The organism is Kineococcus radiotolerans SRS30216 = ATCC BAA-149, from assembly GCF_000017305.1.
GTDB lineage: Bacteria > Actinomycetota > Actinomycetes > Actinomycetales > Kineococcaceae > Kineococcus > Kineococcus radiotolerans.
The window spans coordinates 1846501-1869236 of the sequence record NC_009664.2; the positions used below are offsets into that span (position 1 = coordinate 1846501).

The following is a 22736-nucleotide window of genomic DNA, read 5'->3' on the forward strand; positions in this document are numbered from 1 at the left end:
GAGCCCGCCAGTCGATGGGGGGCGGGTCAGGGCAGGTGGCGGCGGACGAAGTCCAGCTCCACGCGCATCTGCCGGACCCGCTCGTCGTCCAGCAGCGACCCGTGGCCCGCGTCGTAGCGGTACACCTCGTGCACCGCCCCGCGGGCGTCGAGCCGGCCGAGGTAGTTGTCGATCTGGCGGATCGGGCACCGCGGGTCGTTGCGCCCGGCGAGGACGAGGACGGGCGCGCGCACCGCGTCGACGTAGGTGATCGGCGAGGAGTCGGCGTACTTCTCCGGCACCTGCTCCGGGGAGCCGCCGAAGAGCGAGCGGTCGAACGCCTTCAGCCCCTCCATCTCGTCCTCGTAGGCGGCGACGTAGTCGGCGACGGGGACCCCGGCCAGGCCGAGCGCCCACCGCTCCGGCTGGGTGCCCAGCCCCAGGAGGGTGAGGAACCCGCCCCAGGACGCCCCGGCCAGGACCAGCCGCGCCGGGTCGGCCACGCCGATCGCGACGAGGTGGTCGGCGACCGCGGCGACGTCGGCGAGCTCGACGTGCCCGACGCGGGCCTCGATCGCGTCCCGCCACGCCGACCCGTACCCGGTGGAACCGCGGTAGTTCACCTGCACGACGGCGAACCCCTCGTCGACCCACGTCGCGCAGTAGGGCCGGAAGGAGTCCGCGTCGTGGGCGGTGGGGCCGCCGTGGACCTCCACGACCAGCGGCAGCGGCCCGCCCGTCGACGTCGTGTCCGCGGGCAGGCGCAGCAGGGCGTGGACGCGCCCGCCCTCGCCCTCGACCCACACGTCGCGGACCTCGACGGAGGGCGGGGCGGGTTCGCCGGGAGCGCGCAGCAGCACCTCCCCCGCCAGGTTCCCCACCACCCACGGCCGCGCCGAGGACGACCAGCTCAGCCAGACGTCGCCGTCGGGGCGGGTGGTGGCGCCGCCGACGGTGCCGGTGGCGGGACCGATCCGCTGCACCCCGCCGGTGGCGAAGTCCACCCGGTGGGCCAGGGTGCGGGCCTCGTGGTCGACGAGGACGACCAGGCCGGTCGCGTCGCGCAGCCACTCCGCGCCGGCGACCTCCCCGGGCACCCCCAGGGCGATCGGCACCTCGCGCCCGGTCAGCAGGTCCAGGACGAGCAGCTCGGGGCGCCCGGCCCGCTCGTGCTCCACGAGCAGGCGGGCGTCGCCGCGGACCGGGGAGAAGCCCAGCGGGGAGACGCCCTTGCCGGGGCCGTCGGACAGCTCCGCGACGACGGAGCCGTCGGTGAGGTCCAGCACCCGCAGGTCGGGGTGGCGGGAGTCGCCGTGCTCGGAGTGGGCGATCGCGAGGAACCGCTCGTCGGGGGAGAGGTCCCCGGCCCAGGCGTCCTCGCGGTGCTCGTAGACCCGGCGGGTCGCGCCGTCGGCGACCACGTCGATCCGGGTGCCGTACTCGTCGTCCTGGCTGCCCACGACGACCAGGCCGCTGCGCCCCAGCGCCAGCCCGGCCGGGTAGGCGGGCGGCAGGCCCAGCGGGTCCTCCACCCCCTCCCCCGGTGCGGAGCCGAAGGGCTGGCGCCGCCACACGCCGTACTCGTCGCCGGCGGTGTCGTCGAACCACCAGACGAACTCCCCCGCGGGGTCGATCGTCGCGCTGGAGGTGCCCTCGGGCCGGTCGGTCAGCCGGTGCAGGGCCCCGGTGGCGGCGTCGAAGGAGTGCACCTCCAGCACGCCGCCGACGGTGGCCTCCACGACGCACCGCTGCGGGGCCTCCTCGGCCCACTCCGGCAGGCCGACCCGGCCCGCGCGGAACCGCTTCTCCCAGACCGGCGTCGCGGTCGCACCCTCGGTTTCGCTCACGCGACCGATCGTGCCACCCCGCTCACGCCGCCGCGGGCCGGGGGAAGAGCCGGCGCAGGACGTCGGCCATCGTGACGACCCCCTCGACGCGCCCGTCGTCGAGGACGACGGCGAGGTGGTTGCGGGTCTCGCGCATCCGGGTCAGCGCCTCGTGCACCGTCGTGCCCGCCTCCAGGGTGAACACCGGCCGCGCGAACGGGTCCGTCGGGGTGTCCGCGGGCTCGGTGAGGGTGTCGCGCACGTGCACCACGCCGGTGATCTCCTGCGGGGTCCCGAGCAGGACCCGCAGGTGCCCGGTGCGGCGGGTCACCTCCTGCACGTCCCCCACGGTGGCGTCGGCGGGCACGCAGGCCGGGACGCCCCCGGGGCGCAGCAGGTCGCGGACCGTCATCCGTTGCAGGTCCAGCGCCCCGGAGAGCTGGGCGGAGAACCGCGCGTCGAGGGCCCCGACGTTCGTGGAGTGCTCCAGCAGGTGGCGCAGGGTCTCCGGCGTGTGCGCGGCCGCCATCTCGTCGGCCGGTTCCACCCCGACCCGGCGGACCAGCGCGTTCGCCGAGGCGTTCAGCAGCTTCAGCACCGGGCGGAACACCCACATGAACCCGCGCATCGGCACCGCCAGCAGCAGCGCCGACCGCTCGGGGTGGGCGATCGCCCACGACTTCGGGGCCATCTCCCCCACGACGAGGTGCACGAACGTCACGACGAACAGCGCCAGCACGAAACCGGCGACGTCGGCGGCCGCGGCGGGGACGCCGAGACCCTCGAACGCGGGCGTGAGCCAGTGGTGCACGGCCGGTTTGCTGATCGCGCCCAGGGCCAGGACGCAGGCGGTGATGCCCAGCTGGGAACCGGCCAGCAGCACCGTCAGCTCGTGCGAGCTGCGCAGCGCGGCCCGCCCGGCCGCGGTGCCCGCGGCGTCCTCCAGCCGGTGCCGCTTGGCCCCCAGCAGGGCGAACTCCACGGCGACGAAGAACGCGCTCAGCCCGACGATGAGCAGGGTCACCGGGACGACGACGAAGGGGTTGTCACCCACCGTGCTCCACCTCCTCGGGCAGTTCCAGCCGCACCCGGGCGGGCACGTGCCGTTCGACGCTCAGCACCCGCACGGTCAGCGAGCGCGGGACGGGGTTCACCTCGCCGGGGTCGGCGGGCAGTTCCACCCGCAGCTCGGTACCCGCCTCCGGCAGGCCGCCGTGGGTGGCCATCACCAGGCCGGCGATCGTCTCGTAGTCGCCCGCGGGCAGGTCGACGCCGAGGGCGCGCTCGACCTCGTCGACGTGCACCTCCCCGGACATCTCCCAGACCCCGTCGCCCTGGACGGGCACGTAGCCGGGGTTCTCCTCGTCGTGCTCGTCGGTGATCTCGCCGACGAGTTCCTCGGCGAGGTCCTCGACCGTGACGACGCCGGCGAAACCGCCGTACTCGTCGACGACGCAGGCGAGCTGGTTCCTCGTCTCCCCCAGCTGCCGCAGCACGTCCGGCAGCGTCGTGAACGTCGACACGACCAGCGGGACCCGCATGACCCGGGTGACGCGGGCGGAGTCCGGCAGGTCGGTGGCAAGCAGGTCGGACAGGTGCACGACCCCGACGACGTCGGAGGTCCCCACGGCCAGCACCGGGTAGCGGGAGTGCCCCACGGCCATCAGCGCCCGGACCAGGCCGAGGTCGTCGGTGTCGGCGACGGTGTCCACCCGCGAGCGCGGGATCATCGCGTGCTCGACGTCCTGCTGGGGGAAGTCGAGCATCCGGTCCAGCAGGACGGCGAGGTCCTCGGGCAGGTCCCCGCTCTCGCGGGACTCCTCGACGATGGCCTCGAGGTCGCGGGCGGTGGCGGCGTGCTCGACGTCGTGGACGGGCTCGATCCGCAGGGCGCGCAGCAGCGCGTTGGAGGACTGGTCGAAGAACCAGATGAGCCAGCCGAACACCTTCAGGTACGCCAGCGTCGAGGCGGCCAGCCAGGTCGCGACGGGTTCGGGCCGCGAGATCGCCAGGTTCTTCGGGAACAGCTCGCCGAAGAGCATCTGGACGAACGTCGAGAACACCAGCGCGACGACCGCGCCGAGTGCGACGCCGACCCCGGTGGGGATGCCGACCCCGCCGAGCAGGCCGCCCAGGGACTCGCCGATGAGGGGTTCGGCGACGTAGCCGACGAGCAGCCCCGTGACGGTGATGCCGAGCTGGGCGCCGGAGAGCATGAACGAGGTGCGGCGGGTGACCTCCAGGGCCCGCGCCGCCCCGGTGTGGCCGGCGTCCGCGCGGGCCCCCAGGCCCGAGCGGTCCACCGACATGTAGGCGAACTCCTGGGCCACGAAGTAGCCCGTGGCGGCGGTGATGAGGGCGACCACCGCGATGCCGGCGAGGAGGGTGAGCACGTCCGTCACGGCGCGCCCCCCTCGTGGCCGGCCGGGAGGGCGTCCGGGTCAGTACTTGAAGGGTCGTCGGCGGTGTCGTCGTCGCACATCGGCGGCGGCGGTCCTCTCCTGTGCTCGGGGACGGGTGCTCCCGGCTGAACGGACGCCGCCGCCGCCGGGTTCCCATCAGAGCCGGACGGGCAGCGCGAAGCGCGTCGTGACCCGCCGGGCGAAGGCCACGTGGTCGGGGGGGCCGGGGAGGTCGAACCCGGCCGCGGCCCGCAGCCCGTCGTCGAGGACCAGGACCTCCGCGCGGCGCAGCGGCCACGGCTCGTGCTCGTTGGCGACCCACCAGGTGCGGCCCAGGTGGGCGACGTGCAGCCCGAACCGGGCCGTCAGGAAGGTCGGGAGGTCGCCCTCGAGCCGCTCGGTGCCGGTCCGCACCGCGATCCGCGACCGCACCCCCGACGGCGTCCGGCACGTCCACGCCAGCTCCCGCGCCCCGTCGCGCACCCGCACCGCGCGCCGCATCGACGACCACCGGTACGGCAGCCCGAACGCCACCTGCGCCCCCAGCACCACGGCCAGGCGGGAGGTGTCCAGGCTCGCGAACACGACCCCGCGCCGGCCCGCCTCGTCGACGGAGTACAGCCGGACGTTGGTCTCCAGGAACGTCCCGAAGTACGGCACGGCGGGGCCGGTGCCCGGGCCCGCGCCGGCCAGGGTGAAGGGGATGAGGCCCACGTACGTCACCCCGTCGAGGACGTCGGGACGCACCCCGGGCGGCAGGTGCGGGGCGACGAGCGCGGGGTCGACGGCCCAGTGCAGGAAGGCGACGTCGTCCCAGTGCTGGTGCATCATCACCGGCCCCCGCAGGGCGGTGGCCGTGGCCGGGGGGAGGCGGTCGGGCGCGGCGGGGGGCACCCCCGGATCCTGTCCGGGCGGACGCGCCCGCGCTCGTCGAAGCGCGGGCCCGCGGGGTCTCAGACCGGGACGCCGGGCAGGAACCGGATCGCGGGCCGCCCGTCGCGCGGGTCCAGGCTCACCTCGGCCCGCACCCCGTACACCTCGGCGATCAGCTCGGGGGTGAGGACGTCGGCGGGGGTCCCCCCGGCCACCACCCGGCCCTCGCGCAGCACGAGGACCGCGTCGCAGAACATCGCGGCGAGGTTGAGGTCGTGCAGCGCGACGACCGTCGTCACCGGCAGCCGGGTCACCAGGGCCAGCACGTCGAGCTGGTGGCGGATGTCGAGGTGGTTGGTGGGTTCGTCCAGCAGCAGTTCCCGGGGTTCCTGGGCCAGCGCCCGCGCGATGTGGGCGCGCTGCTGCTCCCCGCCGGACAGCTTCCGCCACAGGCGGTCGGCCTTGTCGGTCAACCCGGTGCAGCGCAGCGCCTCCGCCACGGCCCGGGCGTCGGCGGCGCGGTCGCCGCCGAAGGTCGTGCGGTGCGGCAGCCGGCCCAGTTCCACGACGTCGCGGACGGTCAGGTCGACCTCGGTGCTGCTCTGCTGCCCGACGACGGCGACGGCGCGCGCGGCCTCCCGGCGGGGGACGCGGGCGAGGTCCTCCCCGTCGAGGGTGACGACCCCCGACGTCGGGCGCACCACGCCGTCGAGCAGGCGCAGCAGGGAGGACTTGCCGGACCCGTTGGGCCCCAGCAGGGCCACCGTCTGCCCGGGGGCGGGGGCCAGGCTCACCCCGTCCACCACGAGGTTGCCCCCGCGGTCCCAGCTCACCGCCTCGGCGCGCAGCGTCACGCCCGCCCCCTCACCGGGTCCGCCGGCCGCGGAACAGCAGGGCGATGAAGGCGGGGACCCCGACCAGCGCCGTGCCCACGCCGACGGGCAGCGGGGTGGGGGCGAAGGCGACGCGGGAACCGGCGTCGACCCACACCATGAACACCGCCCCGAGCAGGGCCGTCGCGGGCAGCAGCCGCCCGTGCAGGGGCCCGACGAGGAAGCGCGCGGCGTGCGGCAGCACGAGGCCGACGAAACCCACCGCGCCGGAGACGCTGACGAGGACGGCGGTCACGAGCGCGGTCACCACGAGCAGCAGCGCGCGCACCCGCGCCACCGGGATGCCGAGGGTCGCGGCGACGTCGTCGCCGAAGGCGAACGCGTCGAGGTCGCGCGAGCGCAGCAGGCAGGCGGCGAGGCCGAGGACGACGGCCACCGCGCAGACCGCCACGTCGTCCCAGCGGACCCCCTCCAGGGAACCCAGCAGCCAGAACATCACCCCGCGGGTCTCGTCGGAGTCGGCGAACGCGAAGATCGCCAGCGAGGTGAGGGCGGAGAACAACTGGGTGCTCGCCACCCCGGCGAGGATCACCCGGTCGCCGTGACCGCCCACGAGCCGGTCCAGCAGCAGCACCAGCCCGAACGCCACCAGCGCCCCGACGAACGCGCCGCCGGACAGGCCCAGCGCGCCGGCCCCCAGGCCGAGGAACCCCACGAGGACGGCGCCGGTGGAGGCGCCGGAGGAGATCCCCAGCACGAACGGGTCGGCGAGGGGGTTGCGCAGCAACGACTGCAGGATCGCGCCGCTGACGCCCAGACCCGCGCCGACGCAGGCCGCGACCAGGGCCCGGGGCAGCCGCTCGCTCCAGACGATGGCGTCCTCGGAGACCCGGACGGGGATCGCGGTGAGGCCGAGGTGGTTGGTGAGGACGTCGCGGACGTTGACGGCCGAGACGTCGGCCGGGCCGAGGGTGGTGGCCGCGACGACCGAGACCGCGAGCACGACGAGGGCCACCGCGGGCACGACCCTCCCCGCCGCGCCCCGGCGCCGGAGCGCGGGCGAGGCGGTGGCCGCCGCCGGCCCGGCGTGGCCGGTGCTCACGCGCCGGAACCCTCCCGCAGCGCGGCGGCGATCTTCTCCAGACCGTCGACGGCGCGGATCGAGGGGTTCATCTCCGCCCCGTGCAGGACGACGTAGTTCCGCTCGCGCACCGCGGTCATCGTGGAGGTCAGCGGGTCGGCGGCGAGGAACGCCTCCTTGTCGGCCAGCCGGTCCCCGGGGAAGCGGTCGCGGGCGAGGTCGCCCAGGACGAGGTACTGCGGGTCGCGCTCGACGACGGTCTCCCAGCCGACGGCCGGCCAGTCCTGGTCGGTGAGGTCGGCGAAGACGTTGCGGGCGCCGACGCCCTCGGTCAGCAGGTTCGCCGAGCCGAGACCGCCCGCCACGTAGGGGGCCTTGGTGTCGGCGAACCAGAAGGCGACGGTGGTCCCGCTGTCCCCGGCGCCCTCCAGCGCCGCGGCGCGGCGCGCCTGGAGGTCCTCGACGAGCTGCTCCCCGCGCGCGGCGACGTCGAAGACCTCGGCCAGTTCCCGGATCTCGGCGTACACGGCGTCCATCGTCACCGGCTCCGTGCGCTTCCCGCCGCCGTTGACGCTGACCCCGTGGTCGCAGTCGGTGGGCGAGAGGTAGGACTCGATCCCGGTCTCGGCGAAGCGGGCGCGCTCGGCGACCCCGCCCACCTTGTAATGCCGCCCGAAGGAGGCGGTGACGAAGTCGGGGTCGGTGCCCAGGACGACCTCGTAGGTGGGGGCGTTGTCGGCCAGCCGCGGCACCGAGGCGTTGGCCGCGGCCAGCGGCTCCAGCACCGGGTCCGTCCACGACGCCGTGCCGACCAGCCGGTCGCCGAGGCCGAGCGACAGCAGGATCTCGGTGGAGCCCTGGTCCAGCGACACGACCCGCTGCGGGGCCGCGTCGACGGTGAGGCGCTGCCCGCAGTTGTCGATGGTCAGCGGGTACCGCGTCGCCCCGTCCCCGGCCGCGGCGGTCGACGCCGCGGCCTCGACCGGTTCGGAGGCCCCGCACCCGGCGAGCCCCACCACGGCGGCGAGGGCGAGCAGGACGGAGGAGCGCGGGACGGCTCTGGGCACGGGGAGGTTCTCCTGGGGTGGGGGTGGTGCGAGCCGGGTCGGCCAGCAAGCTGAGGCTACCCTGACTCGAAGCTCGCGGAGGCCGGGTTCGGCGACCGGGCTGGTTGCGCCTGCAACTTGCCCTACGCTGGACCCACCATCCAGAGCGGCCGAGAGACCTGGCTCGTCGACGCCGCAGCAACCGCCCCCTCGGGGGTGTGGTGCTCACGCCAGGACCGATGGAGGACGACCGTGACGACCGCACCCGCCACCCTGCCCGACGCCCGCGTCACCCGCGTGGACGCCGCCGACGTGCGGCTGCGCGGCGTGGGGCGGTCCTTCGGCTCCCACGAGGTGCTGGCCCCCCTCGACGTCTCGATCACCGCCGGCAGCACCGTCGCCCTGCTCGGGGCCTCCGGCAGCGGGAAGTCCACCCTGCTGCGCCTGGTCGCCGGGCTGGACACCCCCACCTCCGGCACCGTCGAGGTCGGCGGCGAACGCGTCGCCGGGGTCCACCCCCGCACCGCCGTCGTCTTCCAGGAACCGCGGCTGCTGCCGTGGCGCGACCTCGCCGGCAACGTCGCCTTCGGCCTGCCCCGCGGCACCGACCGGGCCGCCGGCCGCGCCGAGGTCCTGCGCTGGCTGGACGTCGTCGGGCTCGCCGACTTCGCCGGGCACCGCCCGCGCCGGGTCTCCGGCGGGATGGCCCAGCGCGCCGCGCTGGCCCGCGCCCTGGTGCGCCGCCCCGGGGTGCTGCTGCTCGACGAGCCGTTCGCGGCCCTGGACGCCCTCACCCGCCTGCGGATGCAGGACCTCCTCGACGAGGTGCAGCGCGAGACCGGCGCCACCGTCCTCCTCGTGACCCACGACGTCGACGAGGCCCTGCACCTGGCCGACCGGGTGCTGGTCCTCGGCACCGGCGAACGGGCCGTCGACCGCGCCGGCGCGACCGTCGTGCGCGACCTGGCCGTGCCGGCCCCGCGCCCCCGCGACCGCGGCGACGCCGCCACGGCGGAGCTGCGCGTCGAGCTGCTCGATCTGCTCGGCGTCCCCCGCGCCGCCTGACCTCCCCCCTCACCACCCCCCGGAACCCCCCACCCCAGGAGAACCGTGTCCACGCTGCCCTCGTACTCCCGTCGCCTCGCCCTCGGCCTCGCCCTCGGCGGCCTCGGCCTGACCGCCGCCGGCTGCGTGAAGGGCGAGTCCTCCGGCGCCGCCGCCGGCAGCTCCGCCGGCGCCAGCGCCTCCGGGAGCGCCGGCGGTGCCGGTGGCACCGTCCGCCTGGACTACGCGCTGTACAACCCCCTGAGCCTCGTCGTGCGCGAGCAGAAGATCCTGGAGAACGCCGGGCTCACCGTGCAGTGGGAGCAGTCCCTCGGCAGCAACAAGGCCAACGAGTTCCTGCGCAACGACAACCTCGACCTCGCCTCCACCGCCGGGTCGGCCGTCCTGCAGGCCCGGACCAACGGCTCCCCCGTCAAGACCGTCGACGTGTACTCCCAGCCGGAGTGGACCGCGCTCGTCGTGGCGAAGGACTCCACCGTCACCGACGTCGCCGGGTTGCGCGGCAAGAGGATCGCCGCCACCACCGGCACCGACCCCTACTTCTTCCTCCAGCAGGCGCTGGCCGAGGCCGGGTTGTCCGCCACCGACGTCGAGATCACCAACCTGCAGCACGCCGACGGGCGCGCCGCCCTCGAGCGCGGCGACGTCGACGCGTGGGCCGGGCTGGACCCGAACATGGCCGCCACCGAGCTGCAGAGCGGCTCGAAGCTGCTGTACCGCAACGTGGACTTCTGCACCTACGGGCTGCTCAACGCCCGCGAGTCCTTCATCGAGAGCTCCCCCGAGCTCGTCCAGCAGGTCGTCGACGCCTACGCGACCGCCCGCGCCTGGGCGCTGGCGAACCCCGCCGAACTCGCCACCCTCTACGCGGCGCAGGCGCAGCTGACCCCCGAGGTCGCCGCCCGCGTGCTGGAGCGCACCACCCTCGACGTCGACTCCGTGCCCGGTGAGGCCCAGCGCAGCGTGCTGGAGGGGATCGTCCCGCTGATGGCCTCCACCGGCGACATCCCCTCCGCGGAGGCCGCGACCGAGGCGCTGGACGGGCTGCTGGTGGCGGACTTCGCCGAGAAGGCCACCCCGGCGTGAGCGTGCTGGACACCGGCGCCGCGCCGGCGACGGCGGACGGCCCGAGCCGCCCGCGGCCGCCGCGGGCAGGATCGCGCTGGTGGGTGAAGGCGGTGGTCCCCGTGCTGCTGCTGGTGGCGTGGTGGTGGAGCACGGCGGCCGGGGTGTTCGACCGGAGCCAGCTCCCGCCGCCGGCCGACGTGTGGCACGCCGCCCAGCAGCTGTGGAGCAACGGCCAGCTGCAGACGAACATCGCCATCAGCGTCCAGCGCGTGCTCATCGGTTTCGCCTGCGGGGCCGTCGCCGGTCTCGTGCTGGGCGGGCTGACCGGCGCCTCCCGGCTCCTGCACGACCTGCTCGCCCCCACCCTGGGCGCGTTCCGGGCCGTCCCGTCGCTGGCGTGGGTCCCGCTGCTGGGGCTGTGGATCGGCATCGGGGAGCCCCCGAAGATCGTGCTCGTGGCCATCGGGGCGTTCTTCCCCGTCTACACCACGGTCGCCTCCGCGCTGTCCCACCTCGACCCCGCCCTGGTCGAGGTGGGCCGCGCCTACGGCCGCCGCGGGATCGGGCTGTTCACCGAGGTCCTGCTGCCCGCCACCGCCCCCGCGCTGCTGTCGGGGTTGCGCCTGGGCCTGGCCCAGAGCTGGTTGTTCCTGGTCGCGGCGGAACTGCTGTCCTCCTCCATCGGCCTGGGCTACCAGATGATCAACGGGCAGAACACCTCGCGCACCGACCAGGTGCTCCTCGCCATCCTGCTGCTCGCGCTGCTGGGCAAGGGGTCCGACGTGGTCCTGGGGCTGGCGGAGGGCCGGGTGAAGCGGGCCCGCGGCTGAGAGCGCGCTCACACCCGGACGGGCGATCCTGCGGGCGGGCCCCGGCACCGATGAACGGTGCGGGGACGTTCACCGGCGCGGCCGGTGCCCCGGACAGCGACGGAACTGCCCGCCGCGGGAGTGGTGGGATCGGTGGCGGTGACGGAGGACGGCCCCCGGGCGCGGCGCTGGTGGGCGCGCCCGGCGGGGCTCGTGGAGCAGACGCGGTGGCTGTTCTGGCTGCTGACCCTGCTGTCGGCGCTGCTGCTGGTGCCCGCCATCGTCCACAGCGCCGCCGGCGCCACCCCGCTGCTGTTCACGGCGGTGGTGCTGGCGCTGGGGTGCGTGTGGACCCACCGCTACGTCACCCGCCGGGCCACCCTCACCGCCGACACGACCGAGGCGCTGCTCCTCGCGGCGGCCGTCGCCCTCAGCGCCCCGCCCACCCTCGCCCTCGGCTTCGTCTTCCCCGGGCTGTGGTTCCGCTCCGTCTACGGCACCGGCCGCCAGGTGCTGCGGCACTGCACCCTCGTCGCCCTCGGGCTGGCCGGGGGCCTGCCGTTCTGGGGGCTGGCGCCGGGCCACCCCGGGCCGGTGGCCGCCGCCTCCATCCTCGGGTGCCTGCCCCTGGCGTACCTGACGTCCATCGGCGCCCGCCACCTCGCCGACGGCCTCTTCGCCCGCGAGCAGGGCCAGCGGCGCGACGCCGTCCTCAGCGACCTGGGTCGCGCCCTGCTCGCCGTCACCGACCGGCAGGAGATCATGGACCTGGGTGAGCGCGCCGCCCGCGACCTCACCCGGATCACCCCGGGCCTGGCCAGCGCCCTCGTCGTCACCACCCCCGACGGCGTCGCCGTGCGGCTCGCCCTCGGCGCCTGGGACCAGCCGCCGCCGCCGGTGCTCACCGACCTCGTCCTCCCCGCCCAGTCCCCCACCGGCGGGAACCCGCAGCCGGTGCGGTCCGCCTCGCTGGACCTCGCCGCGGGCCGGCCCGGGCGCTGGGTCGCCGTCCCGGACCAGACCCGCGAGGGCAGCTGGCTGATCACCGGGGCCCTGGAGCGGTCCGCTGCCGAGGCCGTGCCCGCGATGCACACCGCGTTCACCCAGGTGGCGATGGCCCTGGTCACCAGCGACGCCCACCTCGCCCTGCGCCGGCAGGCCCGCACCGACGCCCTCACCGGCCTCGCCAACCGCACCGCCTTCGGGGAGGCGCTGGACCGGGCCGCCGGGGACCCGACCGCGCGCTTCAGCGTCGCCTTCGTCGACCTCGACGACTTCAAGGCCGTCAACGACGGGCGCGGCCACGCCGCCGGCGACGAGGTGCTGCGCGCCGTCGCCGCGCGCCTGCGCGCCGCCGTGCGCGAGGAGGACCTGTGCGCGCGCCTGGGCGGGGACGAGTTCGCCGTCCTGCTGCGCGACCTGCGCGGGGAGTGCGTCGACGCCCTCACCGCCCGGCTGGCCGGGGCCGTCGTCGAGCCGATCCCGGTGGCGGGCGGGCCGGTGCGGGTGGGCGCCAGCGTCGGGGTGGCGCACCGCGGTCCCGGCGAGGACGCCGAGCAGGTCCTCCAGCACGCCGACGTCGCGATGTACGCGGCGAAGGCGGCGGGCCGCAACCGGGTGCGGGTGTTCGGCGCCTGAGCGGGGGCCGCGGCGCTCAGGGGCCGCCGGTGACGGAGGCCCCCGCCTCGGCCCGCCGGTCGTCGCCGGGACCCGCCCAGTCCAGGCAGAGGGCGGTGGCGTCGTCGGCCAGCGGTTCCCCGCCCGCGGCCTCCTGCACGGCCGCGGTGAGGACCCGCATCAGCTGGCGCGGGTGGGTGTCGCGGTGGCGCACGAGCAGGCCCGGGAGGTCGACCCGGCGGGCGCTGCGCTCCACCATCCCGTCGGTCAGCAGCACCAGGCGGTCCCCCGGCCGCAGCCGGAACCGCTGCACGCGGTAGCCGGTGCCGGCCAGCACCCCCATGGGCAGGTCGGGTTCGAGCGGCACCGCGCGCACCTCCCCGTCGCGCACCAGCAGGGGCGGCGGGTGGCCCGCGTCGACGGCGTCCACCCCGCCGGTGACCAGGTCCACGCTCAGCAGCAGACCCGTGACGAACCCGAGGCCGTCGTGGTGCTCGACGAGCGCCCGGTTCGCCGCGCCCGCCATCCGTCCCAGGTCGTGGCCGGCGCGGCGGCCGTTGCGGAGGCTGCCCACGGCCAGGGTGGCCAGCAGCGCGGCGGCGGTGTCGTGGCCCATCGCGTCGGTCATCGACACGTACAGCCGGTCGGCGTCCAGGGCGTAGTCGAAGGTGTCCCCGCCCACGGTGCTGGCCGGTTCCAGCCAGGCCGCGAGGGTGAACTGCCCGGCCTCGCAGGTGAAGGCGTTCGGCAGCAGCTGCCGCTGGATCTCCCCGGCCAGGGAGACGGGGTCGCCGCGGCGGCTCCACTCGTAGAGGTCGGTGTGCCGGCGCTCGGTGGTGACGACGTAGGCCAGGGCGTGCGCGGCCGCGGCCACCAGGGCCAGGGCGTCCTCGCCGGGGGGCTGCGGCAGGAGCAGCTCCAGCAGGCCGATCGCGTCCCCGCGGGCGGTGACCGGGGCCAGCACCCGCACGGCCCCGGCGGGACGGCCGTCCCCGGGGGCGGGCAGGACCCGCAGCCGCTGCTCGATGACGGTGCGCCCGTAGGGGAGGGTCTCGTCGTCCAGGGACACCTGCTCGGCCCGTTCCGTCCCCGGGCCCCCGGCTCCGGGGTGGGTCAGCCGCACCAGCGCCTGCCCGGCGAAGTCGGTGAGGAGGAAGCTGACCCGCTCGGCCCCGACCTGCTCGCCCAGCCGCCGCTCGAACACGTCGACCGCGGCCACCGGGGGCGCGGCCTCCACGGCGTCGAGCAGTCCGGCCAGTCCGTCGTCGGAACGTTTCGGCAAGGACCCACCTCGGTGCTGCGCAGACCGGACGAGCGGACCAGGAGGCCAGCATGCCGGAACCGGGCCGCCCTGTCGCGGCACCGGGCCGGGGTGCGCGGGCGAGCGACGCGGCGCCGGTCCGGCAGACTGCCGGGGTGGACGAGCAGCAGGTGGGGGCACGACCGGCGACGGGGGTCGGCATCGCCGACGTGGCGCACCGGCTGGGGATCAGCGCGCACACCCTGCGCTACTACGAGACCGCCGGGCTGCTGGTGGACCCGCCCGCGCGCGACGACGCGGGCCGCCGCTGCTACACCGACGCCCACCTGCGCTGGATCACGATGGTGCAGCGGCTGCGGGCCACCGGCATGCCGGTGCGGGTGGTGCGCGCCTACGCGGAGCTGTGCCGGGCGGGGGCGGGCAACGAGGACGCCCGCCTCACCCTGCTGCACGCCCACCGCGACCAGGTGCGCGCCCAGCTCGCCGAGGTCGCCGCCCACCTGGACGCCATCGAGGGGAAGATCGCGCTCTACGAGGGCTCGACGGCGGGGGCCTCCGTCCCCGCTTGACTTCGAGCGCGCTCGAAGGCGCAGGCTCGGCGCCATGACCGAACACCTGCCGACCCGAGTCCTGGGCAGCGCCGAGCACGGCACCGCCCTCACCGTCTCCGCCCTCGGCCTCGGCTGCATGGGCATGAGCGAGTTCTACGGCGCCGGCGACGAGCAGGAGTCGCTGGCCACCATCGCCGCCTTCCTCGACGCCGGCGGCACCTTCCTCGACACCGCCGACATGTACGGCCCCTTCACCAACGAGCAGCTCGTCGGCCGCGCGATCGCCTCCCGCCGCGACGACGTCGTCCTCGCCACGAAGTTCGGCAACGAGCGCCGCCCCGACGGCACCCGCCGCGTCAACGGCACCCCCGACTACGTGCGCGCCGCCTGCGACGCCAGCCTCCAGCGCCTCGGCGTCGACCACGTCGACCTCTACTACCAGCACCGCGTCGACCCCACCGTCCCCGTGGAGGAGACCTGGGGCGCGATGGCCGAGCTCGTCACCGCCGGCAAGGTCCGCCACCTCGGCATCAGCGAGGCCGCCCCGGACACGATCCGCCGCGCCCACGCCACCCACCCCGTCACCGCCGTGCAGACGGAGTGGTCGCTGTGGACGCGCGACGTGGAGGAGAACGGCGTCCTGGCCACGGTCCGCGACCTCGGGATCGGGTTCGTCCCCTACTCCCCCCTGGGCCGCGGGTTCCTCTCCGGGGCCATCACCAGCGTCGACGACCTCGCCGCCGACGACTTCCGCCGCGCCAACCCCCGCTTCCAGGGCGAGAACTTCCAGCGCAACCTCCAGCTCGTCGACGAGGTGCGCTCGCTGGCCGCGGAGCGCGGGGCGAGCGCGGGGCAGGTGGCGCTCGCCTGGCTGCTCGCGCAGGGCGAGGACGTCGTCCCCATCCCCGGGACGAAGCGGCGCACCTACCTGGCCGAGAACCTCGACGCGGTGGGCGTGGAGCTCACCGCCGGGGACCTCGCGCGCCTCGACGCGGTCCTGCCGGTGGGTGTGACGGCCGGGGACCGGTACCCGGACATGTCGACCGTGCACCGCTGACGGTCGGTCGCCGACGGTCGGTCGCCGACGAGCCCGGGGACCCGGTACCGCTCCCGCGGGGCCGGGCCTCCGGCGCACCGGCGGGGCGACCGCCCGCCGGGGCGTCCCGCTACGGCTGGGCCAGGGGCGGAGCCGCCCCGGGCGAGGTGGGCGGCAGGACCTGCGGTCCGGCTTCGGCGGGGCGGGGCCCGTCCTCGGGGTGGGCGCGCAGCACGAGGAGGGCGATGTCGTCCTCCGCCGCCCCGTCGAGCCGGGCCAGCAGCGCGTCGCAGAGCTCCTCGGCGCTCAGGTGGTGCAGCTGCTCCAGGGTGGTGCGCAGCCACTCCAGCCCGTCCGGCAGCGGTGCGCCGCGGCGCTCCACCAGGCCGTCGGTGTAGAGGACGACGGTGGCGCCCGGTTCCAGGGTGACCGTGTGGTCGGTGCGGGCGGCGTCGGGCAGCAGGCCCAGCAGCAGGTCCGGCGGGGTCTGGAGCAGCCGCGCGGTGCCGTCGGCGTCGATGAGGACGGGCGGGGGGTGCCCGGCGTTGGACCACCGCAGGGTCCGCAGCCCGGCGGCCCTCTCGGCGGGGGTCTGCTCCACCTGGGCCACCACGGCGGTGGCGATGACGCCGACCCCGAGGTGGTGCGCGGCCCGGTCCAGCCCCGCCAGCACCGCCGCGGGCGGCTCACCGAGGGTCATCGACACGCCGCGCAGCAGGTTGCGGAGCTGCGCCATGGCGGCCGCGGCGTCGCGGTCGTGCCCGGCGACGTCCCCGACGACGAGGGTGGTGACGCCGCTGGGGGCGAGGAAGCAGTCGTACCAGTCGCCGCCGATCTTCGCATCGGCCGCGGCCGGCAGGTAGCGCACCGCGATCTGCAGGTGGTCCGGCTCGAAGGGAGCCGTCAACAGGCTGCGCTGCAACGTCTCCGACAGGCGACGCTGCTCCCCCGCCACCCGGCGCTCCTGCTCGTGGGCCTGCACCGCGGCCAGGCTCTGCGCGCACTGGGCGGCGAAGGCGCTCACCAGCTCGAGGTCGCGGTCGGTGAAGTCCTGCGGCTCGCGCCATCCGATGGTCAGGCCCCCCAGCGAGCGCCCCGCGGCCTGCAGCGGCAGCGACACCCACGTGCCGAGGCCGGTGCTGGTCACGGCCTCCTCCATGTGCGGCGTGAAGGCCAGGGCCGCCGCGCGGTCGGGCAGCACCACGACCTCCCCGGTGGCGGCGGCCACGGCCACCGGCAGCGGGCTGTCCAGCGGCACGCGCCCGAAGGCGCCGCGGGCCCGCTCCCCCAGCGACGCGGTCAGGGTCAGCTCCAGGGCGTCGCCCGCCTCGGTCCGCACGGCCACGGCCCCGCCGCCCGCGCCCAGCACCCCCAGACCGCGCCCGACGACGATGTCGGTCAGCTCCGCGACGGTCTGCGCCGCGGAGAGCGACAGCGCCACCTGCACGACGCCCGCCAGCCGCTGCGCGAGCACCGCCTCCGCGGTCAGCGCCGCGCGCAGCTCCTGCCCCCGCACGTAGAGGTCCGCCTCCGCGCGGTGGCGGTCCTCGGGGACGTCGTAGAGGTCGACGCCGGCGTCGAAGCGCTGCGCCTGCCGCTCGGTGACGTAGGCGGTGACGTCCTCCGCGCGGTGCAGCAGCAGCACCACCCGCCCGTCCTCGTCCAGCACCGGCGCGTTCACCGGGCTCCACCAGAAGGGACGGAACACCCCGTCGGAACCGGCGACGTCGTACTTCTGCAGCGGCATCGTGTCCGGCCGGCCCGTCCGCAGCACCCGGCGCAGCGACGCCTCGAGGTTCGCCGTCGCGTGGGCCTCCGGGTCGTCCGGGTTGTCGGGGAAGACGTCGAAGACCAGCCGGCCGATGAGGTCCCCGCGCGAACGCCCCGACGACTCCAGGAAGGCTTGGTTCACGGCCACGAACCGCAGGTCGGTGTCGAGCACGGCGTAGGACGTGGGCACGGCGTCGAACACGGCGGCCAGGTCCAAGCGCGAGACGTCCGTCACCGACTGCATCCCGTTCCTCGAGGAGACCGGGCCCTGCGCCCGGGCGCCATCGTAGGGCTCGCGGGGGTCGGCGATGGCGGGAACGGCAGGGTCCGCGGACGACGAAGGCCCGGTCCCGCTCTCGCGGTTCCGGGCCTCTGACCTGCGGTCTTGCTGGTCGGGGTGACAGGATTTGAACCTGCGGCCTCTTCGTCCCGAACGAAGCGCGCTACCAAGCTGCGCCACACCCCGATGGTCGCTGACTGCGCGACCTCGACGAGGATAGCCCACTCCGGGCGTCGCTCCGAACCACCCTCCCCCACCCGGCCGCACCCGGCCCCGGGTCAGCGGCGGGGCACGAGCTCCAGCAGGGTCGCCTCGGGGCGGCAGGCGAAGCGGAGGGGGGCGTAGGGGGAGGTGCCGAGGCCGGCGGAGACGTGCAGCCAGGCGTCGTGGCCGCCCGCGGACCAGCGGGACAGGCCGGAGACCTGCTCGCGGGGCAGGTCGCAGTTGGTGACCAGCGCCCCGTAGCCGGGCACGCAGAGCTGCCCGCCGTGGGTGTGGCCGGCGACGAGGAGGGCGGCGCCGTCGGCGGTCATGGCGTCCAGGGTCCGGCGGTAGGGGGCGTGGGTGACGGCGATGGTCAGGTCGGCGTCGGGGGCGGCGGGGCCGGCGACGTCGTCGTAGCGGTCGTAGCCCAGGTGCGGGTCGTCGACGCCGACGAACTCCACGTCCAGGGCCCCGACGCCCAGGCGCGCGCGGGCGTTGTCGAGGTCCACCCAGCCGGCGTCGGTGAAGCCGCGGACGAGGTCGGCGGTGGGCAGCGGCACGGCCTCCTCGCCGACGGCGTGCGAGGAGGGCCCCAGCAGGTACTTCGACCAGTTGCGCGGGCGCGGCGCCCAGTAGTCGTTGGAGCCCAGCACGAACACCCCCGGCCGCGTCAGCAGCCCGGCGTACGTCTCCAGCACCGCGGGCACGGCGTCGTGGGCGGCGAGGTTGTCCCCGGTGACGACGACGAGGTCCGGTTCGAGGTCGGCGAGCGCCGCGACCCAGGCGCGCTTGCGGTGCTGGCGCGGGACGAGGTGCAGGTCGGACAGGTGCAGGACCCGCAGCGGCGCGGCCCCCACGGGCAGCACGGGGACGAGGGCGTGGCGCAGTGCGAAGGCCCGCACCTCGTACCCGGCGGCGTACCCGACCCCGGCCGCACCGGCCAGCGCCGCCGCTCCGGCGGTCCCGGCGACGGCCCTCAACACGCGCGACGATCCTGCCATCCCGCCATCCTCGCGCGGTCCCGGCAACCCGCTCGACGGGGGTGGGAGGATGACGGCGTGAGCGACACCCTCAAGGACTCCCTGCAGGCCGACCTGACCACCGCGATGAAGGCCCGCGACGAGCTGCGGTCGGCGACGCTGCGGATGGTCCTCACGGCGATCCGCGCCGAGGAGGTCGCCGGGAAGTCCGCGCGCACCCTGTCCGACGACGAGGTCGTCGCCGTCCTGCAGCGGGAGGCGAAGAAGCGCCGCGAGGCCGCCGAGGCGTTCGCCGGCGCCGGGCGCGCCGAGCAGGGCGAGCGCGAGACCGCGGAGCTGTCCGTCATCGAGACGTACCTGCCGACCCCGCTGACCGACGAGGAGCTCGACGCCCTCGTCGACGAGGCCGTCCTCATCGCCACCGCCGAGGGCCTGACCGGCATGGGCGCGATGGGTGCCGTCATGTCGCAGCTGAAGCCGAAGGTCGGCGGGCGCGCCGACGGCAAGCGGCTCTCCGGGGCGGTGCGGGCCCGCCTGCAGGCCTGAGCGGCGGCTCCGGTCCGCCGTGCGGGCCGGAGCGGGTCAGCTGCTGGTCGTGACGACGGTGCTGGCGACGACGGCGCTCACCACCGCGGCCTGCGCCGCGCGGACCGCGTCGGACACCGCGGCCCCGGCCCACTCCCCCTGCGCCATGGCCTCCACGACGGCCTTCGCCCGGTCCGTGGCCTGACGGCGCGACCACCCCAGGTCGGGGACGACGCGGGGCACGGCACCCACGGAGTGCAGCAGCGACACCAGCGCCGCGGCGCGCGGGGGCACCTGCGCGGGGTCCGCGGCGTCCAGGGCGGACGCCACCTGCGCCACCAGCGCCTTGCGCGCGGCGGGGTCGGGGTGGTCGCGGGCGAAGCGCAGGAAGCCGCCCGGTTCGTGGCGCAGCACCCCGCGCGCCACCATCCGGTTCCGCACGGCGCGGGCGAGGCGACGGCCCCCGAGGCGCTGCACCGCGGTCCGGGTGTGGGTGGTGCGCCCCTCCAGCCGCTGCAGCGCGTCGTCGAGGACGGCGTCGCCCGTCGGGGAGGCGTCACGCACCCGCAGCTTCGCCCCGCCCCAGCGGCTGGGGTCGCTCTCCAGGCGCTCGCGCAGCGCCAGGTCCATCAGCACCGCTCCCGGCAGCACCGCGGTGAGGCGGGTGGCGTCGGTCAGCGGCCGCCCCGACTCCGGGTTCAGCAGGAGCAGGGTGACGTCGTCCACGAGCGGTGCGTCCACGGGAACCTCCGGTGCGTGCGGTCCGAGCCCCTCCAGCCTGCCAGGACGCCCCCGCGAGCGGCCAGGGGCCGGGGACCCGCACCGGAACCCCGCCCGGGAACGACGACGGCGAGCGCGGGGAGCCGAAGGGGCTCCCCGGCTCGCCGTCGGGGTCGTGCGGGGTCAGCCCTGGGCGTCCGGGGCCGGAGCCGGGGCCGGGGGCTGCTCCGCGGGCGGCTGCGGGGCCGCGGGGCTCTCGGCGGCCGGCTGCGTCGGCTCGGGCGCCGGTTCCTGCGTCCGCACCGGGGCGGGCCCGGAGCTGCGGGTGATGGTGATCGTTGCGCCGGCCGCGGCGGAGCGGGCGCTCTGGGAGGCGACCCGGCCCTTGGGGACGGACTGCGAGGACACCGTCCCCCCGGCGACCCTGACCTTGAACCCGGCGGCCTGCAGCTCGCTCGTCGCGGAGGCGACGCTGCGCCCCACGACGCTGGGGACCCTCGTGCGGCCGTCGCTGGTGGTGGTCTTCAGGCCGTCGTTGCTGCCCGGGGTGAACGTCGCCTTGGGCAGGTTCAGGGCGTCGGAGGCGGGCCCGACGATGCCGGTCCAGATCGGGCCGGCGATCGTGGCGCCGAAGACGCGACCGCGCCGGACGCCGTTGATCCGCTCCCCGATGGGCGACTTCGGGGTCTCGTGGCCCACCCACACCGCCGAGGCCAGCTGCGGGGTGTAGGCGGCGAACCAGGTGTCCAAGCTCTTGTTCGTCGTCCCCGTCTTGCTCGCGACCTGACGGCCCTTGAGCAGCGACTTGCCCCCGACCGACGCGGCGGTGCCGCCGGTCCAGCCGCCCTGCAGGGCCTCGGTGACGTTGCGGGCGACGTTGACGTCGAGGACCTGCTTGCAGTCCGCGGACGGGATGGCCAGCGGCTTGCCGTCGGTGTCGAGGACCTCGCTGATCGCGGTGGGGCGGCAGAAGTTGCCCTCGGCGGCGAACGCGGCGTAGGCGCCGGCGACGGCCAGCGGGGTGACGAGGTTCGTGCCCAGGGTCAGCGACGGGTAGAGGTCGAGGTCGGCGTTGGTCTGGCCGGTGGGGAAGTTCTCCCCCACCCGTCCCTTGTAGACCCCCAGGGACTGGGCGGTGGCGCCGATGTCGCAGAGGTCCAGCTGCTTCTCCATCGACACGTAGGCGGTGTTCACCGACTTCGCGGTGGCCTGGCGGACGCTCATCACGCCCCCGCCGCCGCCCTCGGAGTTGCTGTAGGGGTACCGGCCGCCGCGCATCTTCTGCCCGCAGCTGGTGAAGGCGCTGAACGGGTCGTCGCCCCGGCTGGGAGCGGCGACGGTGGAGTCCAGGGACTTGCCGGCCTTCAGCCACGTCGCGAGGGTGAACGCCTTGAACGTCGACCCCTGCTGGAAGCCCTGGGTGCCGCCCATGGCCTCGCTGACGTTGTAGTTGTAGGTCGTCACCCCGATCTGGTCGTCGTCGGGGGAGTACGTGGTGTTCTGCGCCATCGCCAGGATGCTGCCCGTGCCCGGCTGCACGACCGAGGCGGCCGCGCGGGCCAGCTGCCCGGGGTTGACGCCCCTGTTCACCGAGTCCTGGGTGATCTGCTGGACGGTGGGGTCCAGCGTGGTCTTGATCGTCAGCCCGCCGCTGCGCAGCAGCCGCCGGCGGTCCTCCTCGGTGGCGCCGAAGGCCGGGTCGGTCTCCACGACGCGCACGACGTAGGTGCAGAAGTACGCCGCCGTCCCGGCGGCCAGGCAGCCCTGCCGGCTGGGGTTGCGGCGCAGGTCCAGCGGCGTCGCCACGGCCTGGTCGTGGGTGACCTGGTCGATCTTGCCGACCTCCAGCATCCGGTCCAGCACGACGTTGCGCCGCTTCACCGCCGCGTCGGGGTACTTCACCGGGTTGTACGCGGCCGGGTTCTGCACCATGCCGGCCAGCAGCGCCGACTCCGGCAGGGTGAGGTCGATCGCGGCCCTGGAGAAGTAGTACTGCGCCGCGGCCTCGATGCCGTAGACGTTGTTCTGGAAGTACGCGACGTTGAGGTAGCCGGTGAGGATGTCGTCCTTCGACATCTCCTTCTCCACGCCCACCGCGAGCTTCATCTCGCGCAGCTTGCGCGCGTAGCCGTCGACGCCCTCGTGCTCGACCGCGGCGGCGGCGGCCTGGGTGTCGCCCTCCTGCACGGCCTGCTGGACCAGCACGTTCTTCACGTACTGCTGGGTCAGCGTCGAGGCACCCTGGGTGCCGCCGCCCCCGGCGTTGGACACCAGGGCGCGCGCGATGCCCTTCAGGTCCACCGCCCCGTGCTGGTAGAAGCGGTCGTCCTCGATGGAGACGATCGCGTCGCGCATGACGGGGGCGATCTGGTCGAAGGTGATGACGCTGCGGTTCTGGTCGTAGACCTTCGCCATCACCGTCCCGTCGCCCCAGAGGATCGTGGAGGCCTCGGACAGCGACTTGTCGCCCAGGTCGCCGGGCAGCTCGTTGAAGATGTCCACGCCCTGGCTCGTCAGGTTGCCGGTGGCGGCAACGGCCGGGACGACCAGCCCGGCGCCGAGGACCCCGCCGGCGGCGCTGACGGCTGCGAACGCGGCGAGCAGCCGGAGGACGGGGCGCCGCGGGTGCGAGGTGGGGCGAGGAGCCATGACGACAGGGTAAGCGCCGGGCCGGGTGCGTCCCGGGAACGCACGAGTCCTCCGCGAGCGCTCCGCAGGATCGTGACCGGAGCGCAACGCTGCGTCGACCCGTGTGGGTGACGGTGGGTTAGCCCGAAGTGACTACCCAGGTTCGTCACAAGGGGCTCTAG

At 75.5% G+C, this 22736-nt stretch carries 19 protein-coding genes, 1 tRNA gene and 1 riboswitch; of the genes, 7 read left to right on the top strand and 13 right to left on the bottom strand.

Annotated elements, in window-relative coordinates; translation table 11 throughout:
- Positions 1 to 26: 26 nt before the first annotated feature.
- From KRAD_RS08910 to KRAD_RS08940, 7 genes are all read right to left on the bottom strand, one after another.
- Positions 27 to 1826 carry a S9 family peptidase gene (locus tag KRAD_RS08910; protein ID WP_012085231.1) on the bottom strand — a complete coding sequence of 600 codons (1800 nt, stop codon included), beginning with the start codon at positions 1824 to 1826 and terminating at the stop codon, positions 27 to 29.
- 22 nt (positions 1827 to 1848) lie between these two features.
- On the bottom strand, positions 1849 to 2859 hold the full coding sequence (locus tag KRAD_RS08915) for a hemolysin family protein (RefSeq protein WP_012085232.1): 1011 nt from the start codon (positions 2857 to 2859) through the stop codon (positions 1849 to 1851).
- Complete coding sequence (locus KRAD_RS08920; RefSeq protein ID WP_012085233.1) at positions 2852 to 4207, bottom strand: hemolysin family protein; 1356 nt, start codon at positions 4205 to 4207, stop codon at positions 2852 to 2854. Before KRAD_RS08920 ends, KRAD_RS08915 begins: the two co-directional genes overlap by 8 nt.
- Before the next feature lie 156 nt (positions 4208 to 4363).
- Positions 4364 to 5101 (bottom strand): YqjF family protein, encoded by a 738-nt coding sequence (locus tag KRAD_RS08925; RefSeq protein ID WP_012085234.1) that lies wholly within the window; start codon positions 5099 to 5101, stop codon positions 4364 to 4366.
- Positions 5102 to 5160: 59 nt separating this feature from the next.
- Positions 5161 to 5934: an ABC transporter ATP-binding protein gene (locus KRAD_RS08930; RefSeq protein WP_012085235.1), complete on the bottom strand. Its 774-nt coding sequence runs from the start codon at positions 5932 to 5934 to the stop codon at positions 5161 to 5163.
- A gap of 10 nt (positions 5935 to 5944) precedes the next feature.
- Complete coding sequence (locus tag KRAD_RS08935) at positions 5945 to 7015, bottom strand: FecCD family ABC transporter permease (RefSeq protein ID WP_012085236.1); 1071 nt, start codon at positions 7013 to 7015, stop codon at positions 5945 to 5947.
- Positions 7012 to 8061 (bottom strand): ABC transporter substrate-binding protein, encoded by a 1050-nt coding sequence (locus KRAD_RS08940; RefSeq protein WP_012085237.1) that lies wholly within the window; start codon positions 8059 to 8061, stop codon positions 7012 to 7014. Before KRAD_RS08940 ends, KRAD_RS08935 begins: the two co-directional genes overlap by 4 nt.
- Before the next feature lie 133 nt (positions 8062 to 8194).
- Positions 8195 to 8286, top strand: a riboswitch (SAM riboswitch).
- A gap of 66 nt (positions 8287 to 8352) precedes the next feature.
- Between KRAD_RS08940 and KRAD_RS08945 the strand changes: the two genes are divergently transcribed.
- The 4 genes from KRAD_RS08945 (at position 8353) to KRAD_RS24145 (ending at position 12620) form a co-directional block, all read left to right on the top strand.
- Positions 8353 to 9105 carry an ABC transporter ATP-binding protein gene (locus tag KRAD_RS08945; protein ID WP_041292924.1) on the top strand — a complete coding sequence of 251 codons (753 nt, stop codon included), beginning with the start codon at positions 8353 to 8355 and terminating at the stop codon, positions 9103 to 9105.
- A 45-nt stretch (positions 9106 to 9150) separates the two neighbouring features.
- Entirely contained in the window at positions 9151 to 10191 is a 1041-nt protein-coding gene (locus tag KRAD_RS08950; protein ID WP_012085239.1) for an aliphatic sulfonate ABC transporter substrate-binding protein, read from the top strand.
- Between the two features lie 113 nt (positions 10192 to 10304).
- A complete protein-coding gene (locus KRAD_RS08955) occupies positions 10305 to 11003 on the top strand; it encodes an ABC transporter permease (protein ID WP_041292926.1) in 699 nt (232 codons plus the stop codon).
- A gap of 138 nt (positions 11004 to 11141) precedes the next feature.
- The gene (locus tag KRAD_RS24145; RefSeq protein ID WP_162145136.1) at positions 11142 to 12620 is read left to right on the top strand and encodes a GGDEF domain-containing protein; all 1479 of its coding nucleotides are present in this window, start codon (positions 11142 to 11144) and stop codon (positions 12618 to 12620) included.
- A gap of 16 nt (positions 12621 to 12636) precedes the next feature.
- Here the strand turns inward: KRAD_RS24145 and KRAD_RS08965 are convergent, their stop codons facing one another.
- Positions 12637 to 13881, bottom strand: a complete 1245-nt coding sequence (locus KRAD_RS08965; protein ID WP_012085244.1) for a PP2C family protein-serine/threonine phosphatase — start codon at positions 13879 to 13881, stop codon at positions 12637 to 12639.
- Between the two features lie 134 nt (positions 13882 to 14015).
- On the opposite strand from KRAD_RS08965, the gene KRAD_RS08970 reads away from it, so the two are divergent.
- The gene (locus tag KRAD_RS08970; protein WP_203417535.1) at positions 14016 to 14429 is read left to right on the top strand and encodes a MerR family transcriptional regulator; all 414 of its coding nucleotides are present in this window, start codon (positions 14016 to 14018) and stop codon (positions 14427 to 14429) included.
- A gap of 34 nt (positions 14430 to 14463) precedes the next feature.
- Positions 14464 to 15468 (top strand): aldo/keto reductase, encoded by a 1005-nt coding sequence (locus KRAD_RS08975; RefSeq protein WP_012085246.1) that lies wholly within the window; start codon positions 14464 to 14466, stop codon positions 15466 to 15468.
- A gap of 109 nt (positions 15469 to 15577) precedes the next feature.
- Here the strand turns inward: KRAD_RS08975 and KRAD_RS24150 are convergent, their stop codons facing one another.
- From KRAD_RS24150 to KRAD_RS08990, 3 genes are all read right to left on the bottom strand, one after another.
- A complete protein-coding gene (locus KRAD_RS24150; protein ID WP_012085247.1) occupies positions 15578 to 17461 on the bottom strand; it encodes a SpoIIE family protein phosphatase in 1884 nt (627 codons plus the stop codon).
- 145 nt (positions 17462 to 17606) lie between these two features.
- A tRNA-Pro gene (locus KRAD_RS08985) sits at positions 17607 to 17683 on the bottom strand.
- Positions 17684 to 17775: 92 nt separating this feature from the next.
- Entirely contained in the window at positions 17776 to 18702 is a 927-nt protein-coding gene (locus KRAD_RS08990) for a metallophosphoesterase (protein WP_012085248.1), read from the bottom strand.
- A gap of 57 nt (positions 18703 to 18759) precedes the next feature.
- On the opposite strand from KRAD_RS08990, the gene KRAD_RS08995 reads away from it, so the two are divergent.
- Positions 18760 to 19227: a GatB/YqeY domain-containing protein gene (locus KRAD_RS08995; RefSeq protein WP_012085249.1), complete on the top strand. Its 468-nt coding sequence runs from the start codon at positions 18760 to 18762 to the stop codon at positions 19225 to 19227.
- 36 nt (positions 19228 to 19263) lie between these two features.
- On the opposite strand, the gene KRAD_RS09000 is transcribed toward KRAD_RS08995, so the two are convergent.
- A complete protein-coding gene (locus tag KRAD_RS09000) occupies positions 19264 to 19947 on the bottom strand; it encodes a GOLPH3/VPS74 family protein (RefSeq protein ID WP_012085250.1) in 684 nt (227 codons plus the stop codon).
- 162 nt (positions 19948 to 20109) lie between these two features.
- Positions 20110 to 22575, bottom strand: coding sequence for a penicillin-binding protein (locus KRAD_RS09005; protein WP_012085251.1), 2466 nt, complete (start codon positions 22573 to 22575; stop codon positions 20110 to 20112).
- Positions 22576 to 22736: the final 161 nt, after the last annotated feature.

What these genes read in the sequence shown, in the direction of transcription:
- KRAD_RS08975 (WP_012085246.1), top strand. Translation starts at nt 14,464, where the DNA reads ATGACCGAACACCTGCCGACCCGAGTCCTGGGCAGCGCCGAGCACGGC.
- KRAD_RS08990 (WP_012085248.1), bottom strand. Translation starts at nt 18,702, where the DNA reads ATGGCAGGATCGTCGCGCGTGTTGAGGGCCGTCGCCGGGACCGCCGGA.
- KRAD_RS09005 (WP_012085251.1), bottom strand. Translation starts at nt 22,575, where the DNA reads ATGGCTCCTCGCCCCACCTCGCACCCGCGGCGCCCCGTCCTCCGGCTG.
- KRAD_RS24150 (WP_012085247.1), bottom strand. Translation starts at nt 17,461, where the DNA reads ATGCAGTCGGTGACGGACGTCTCGCGCTTGGACCTGGCCGCCGTGTTC.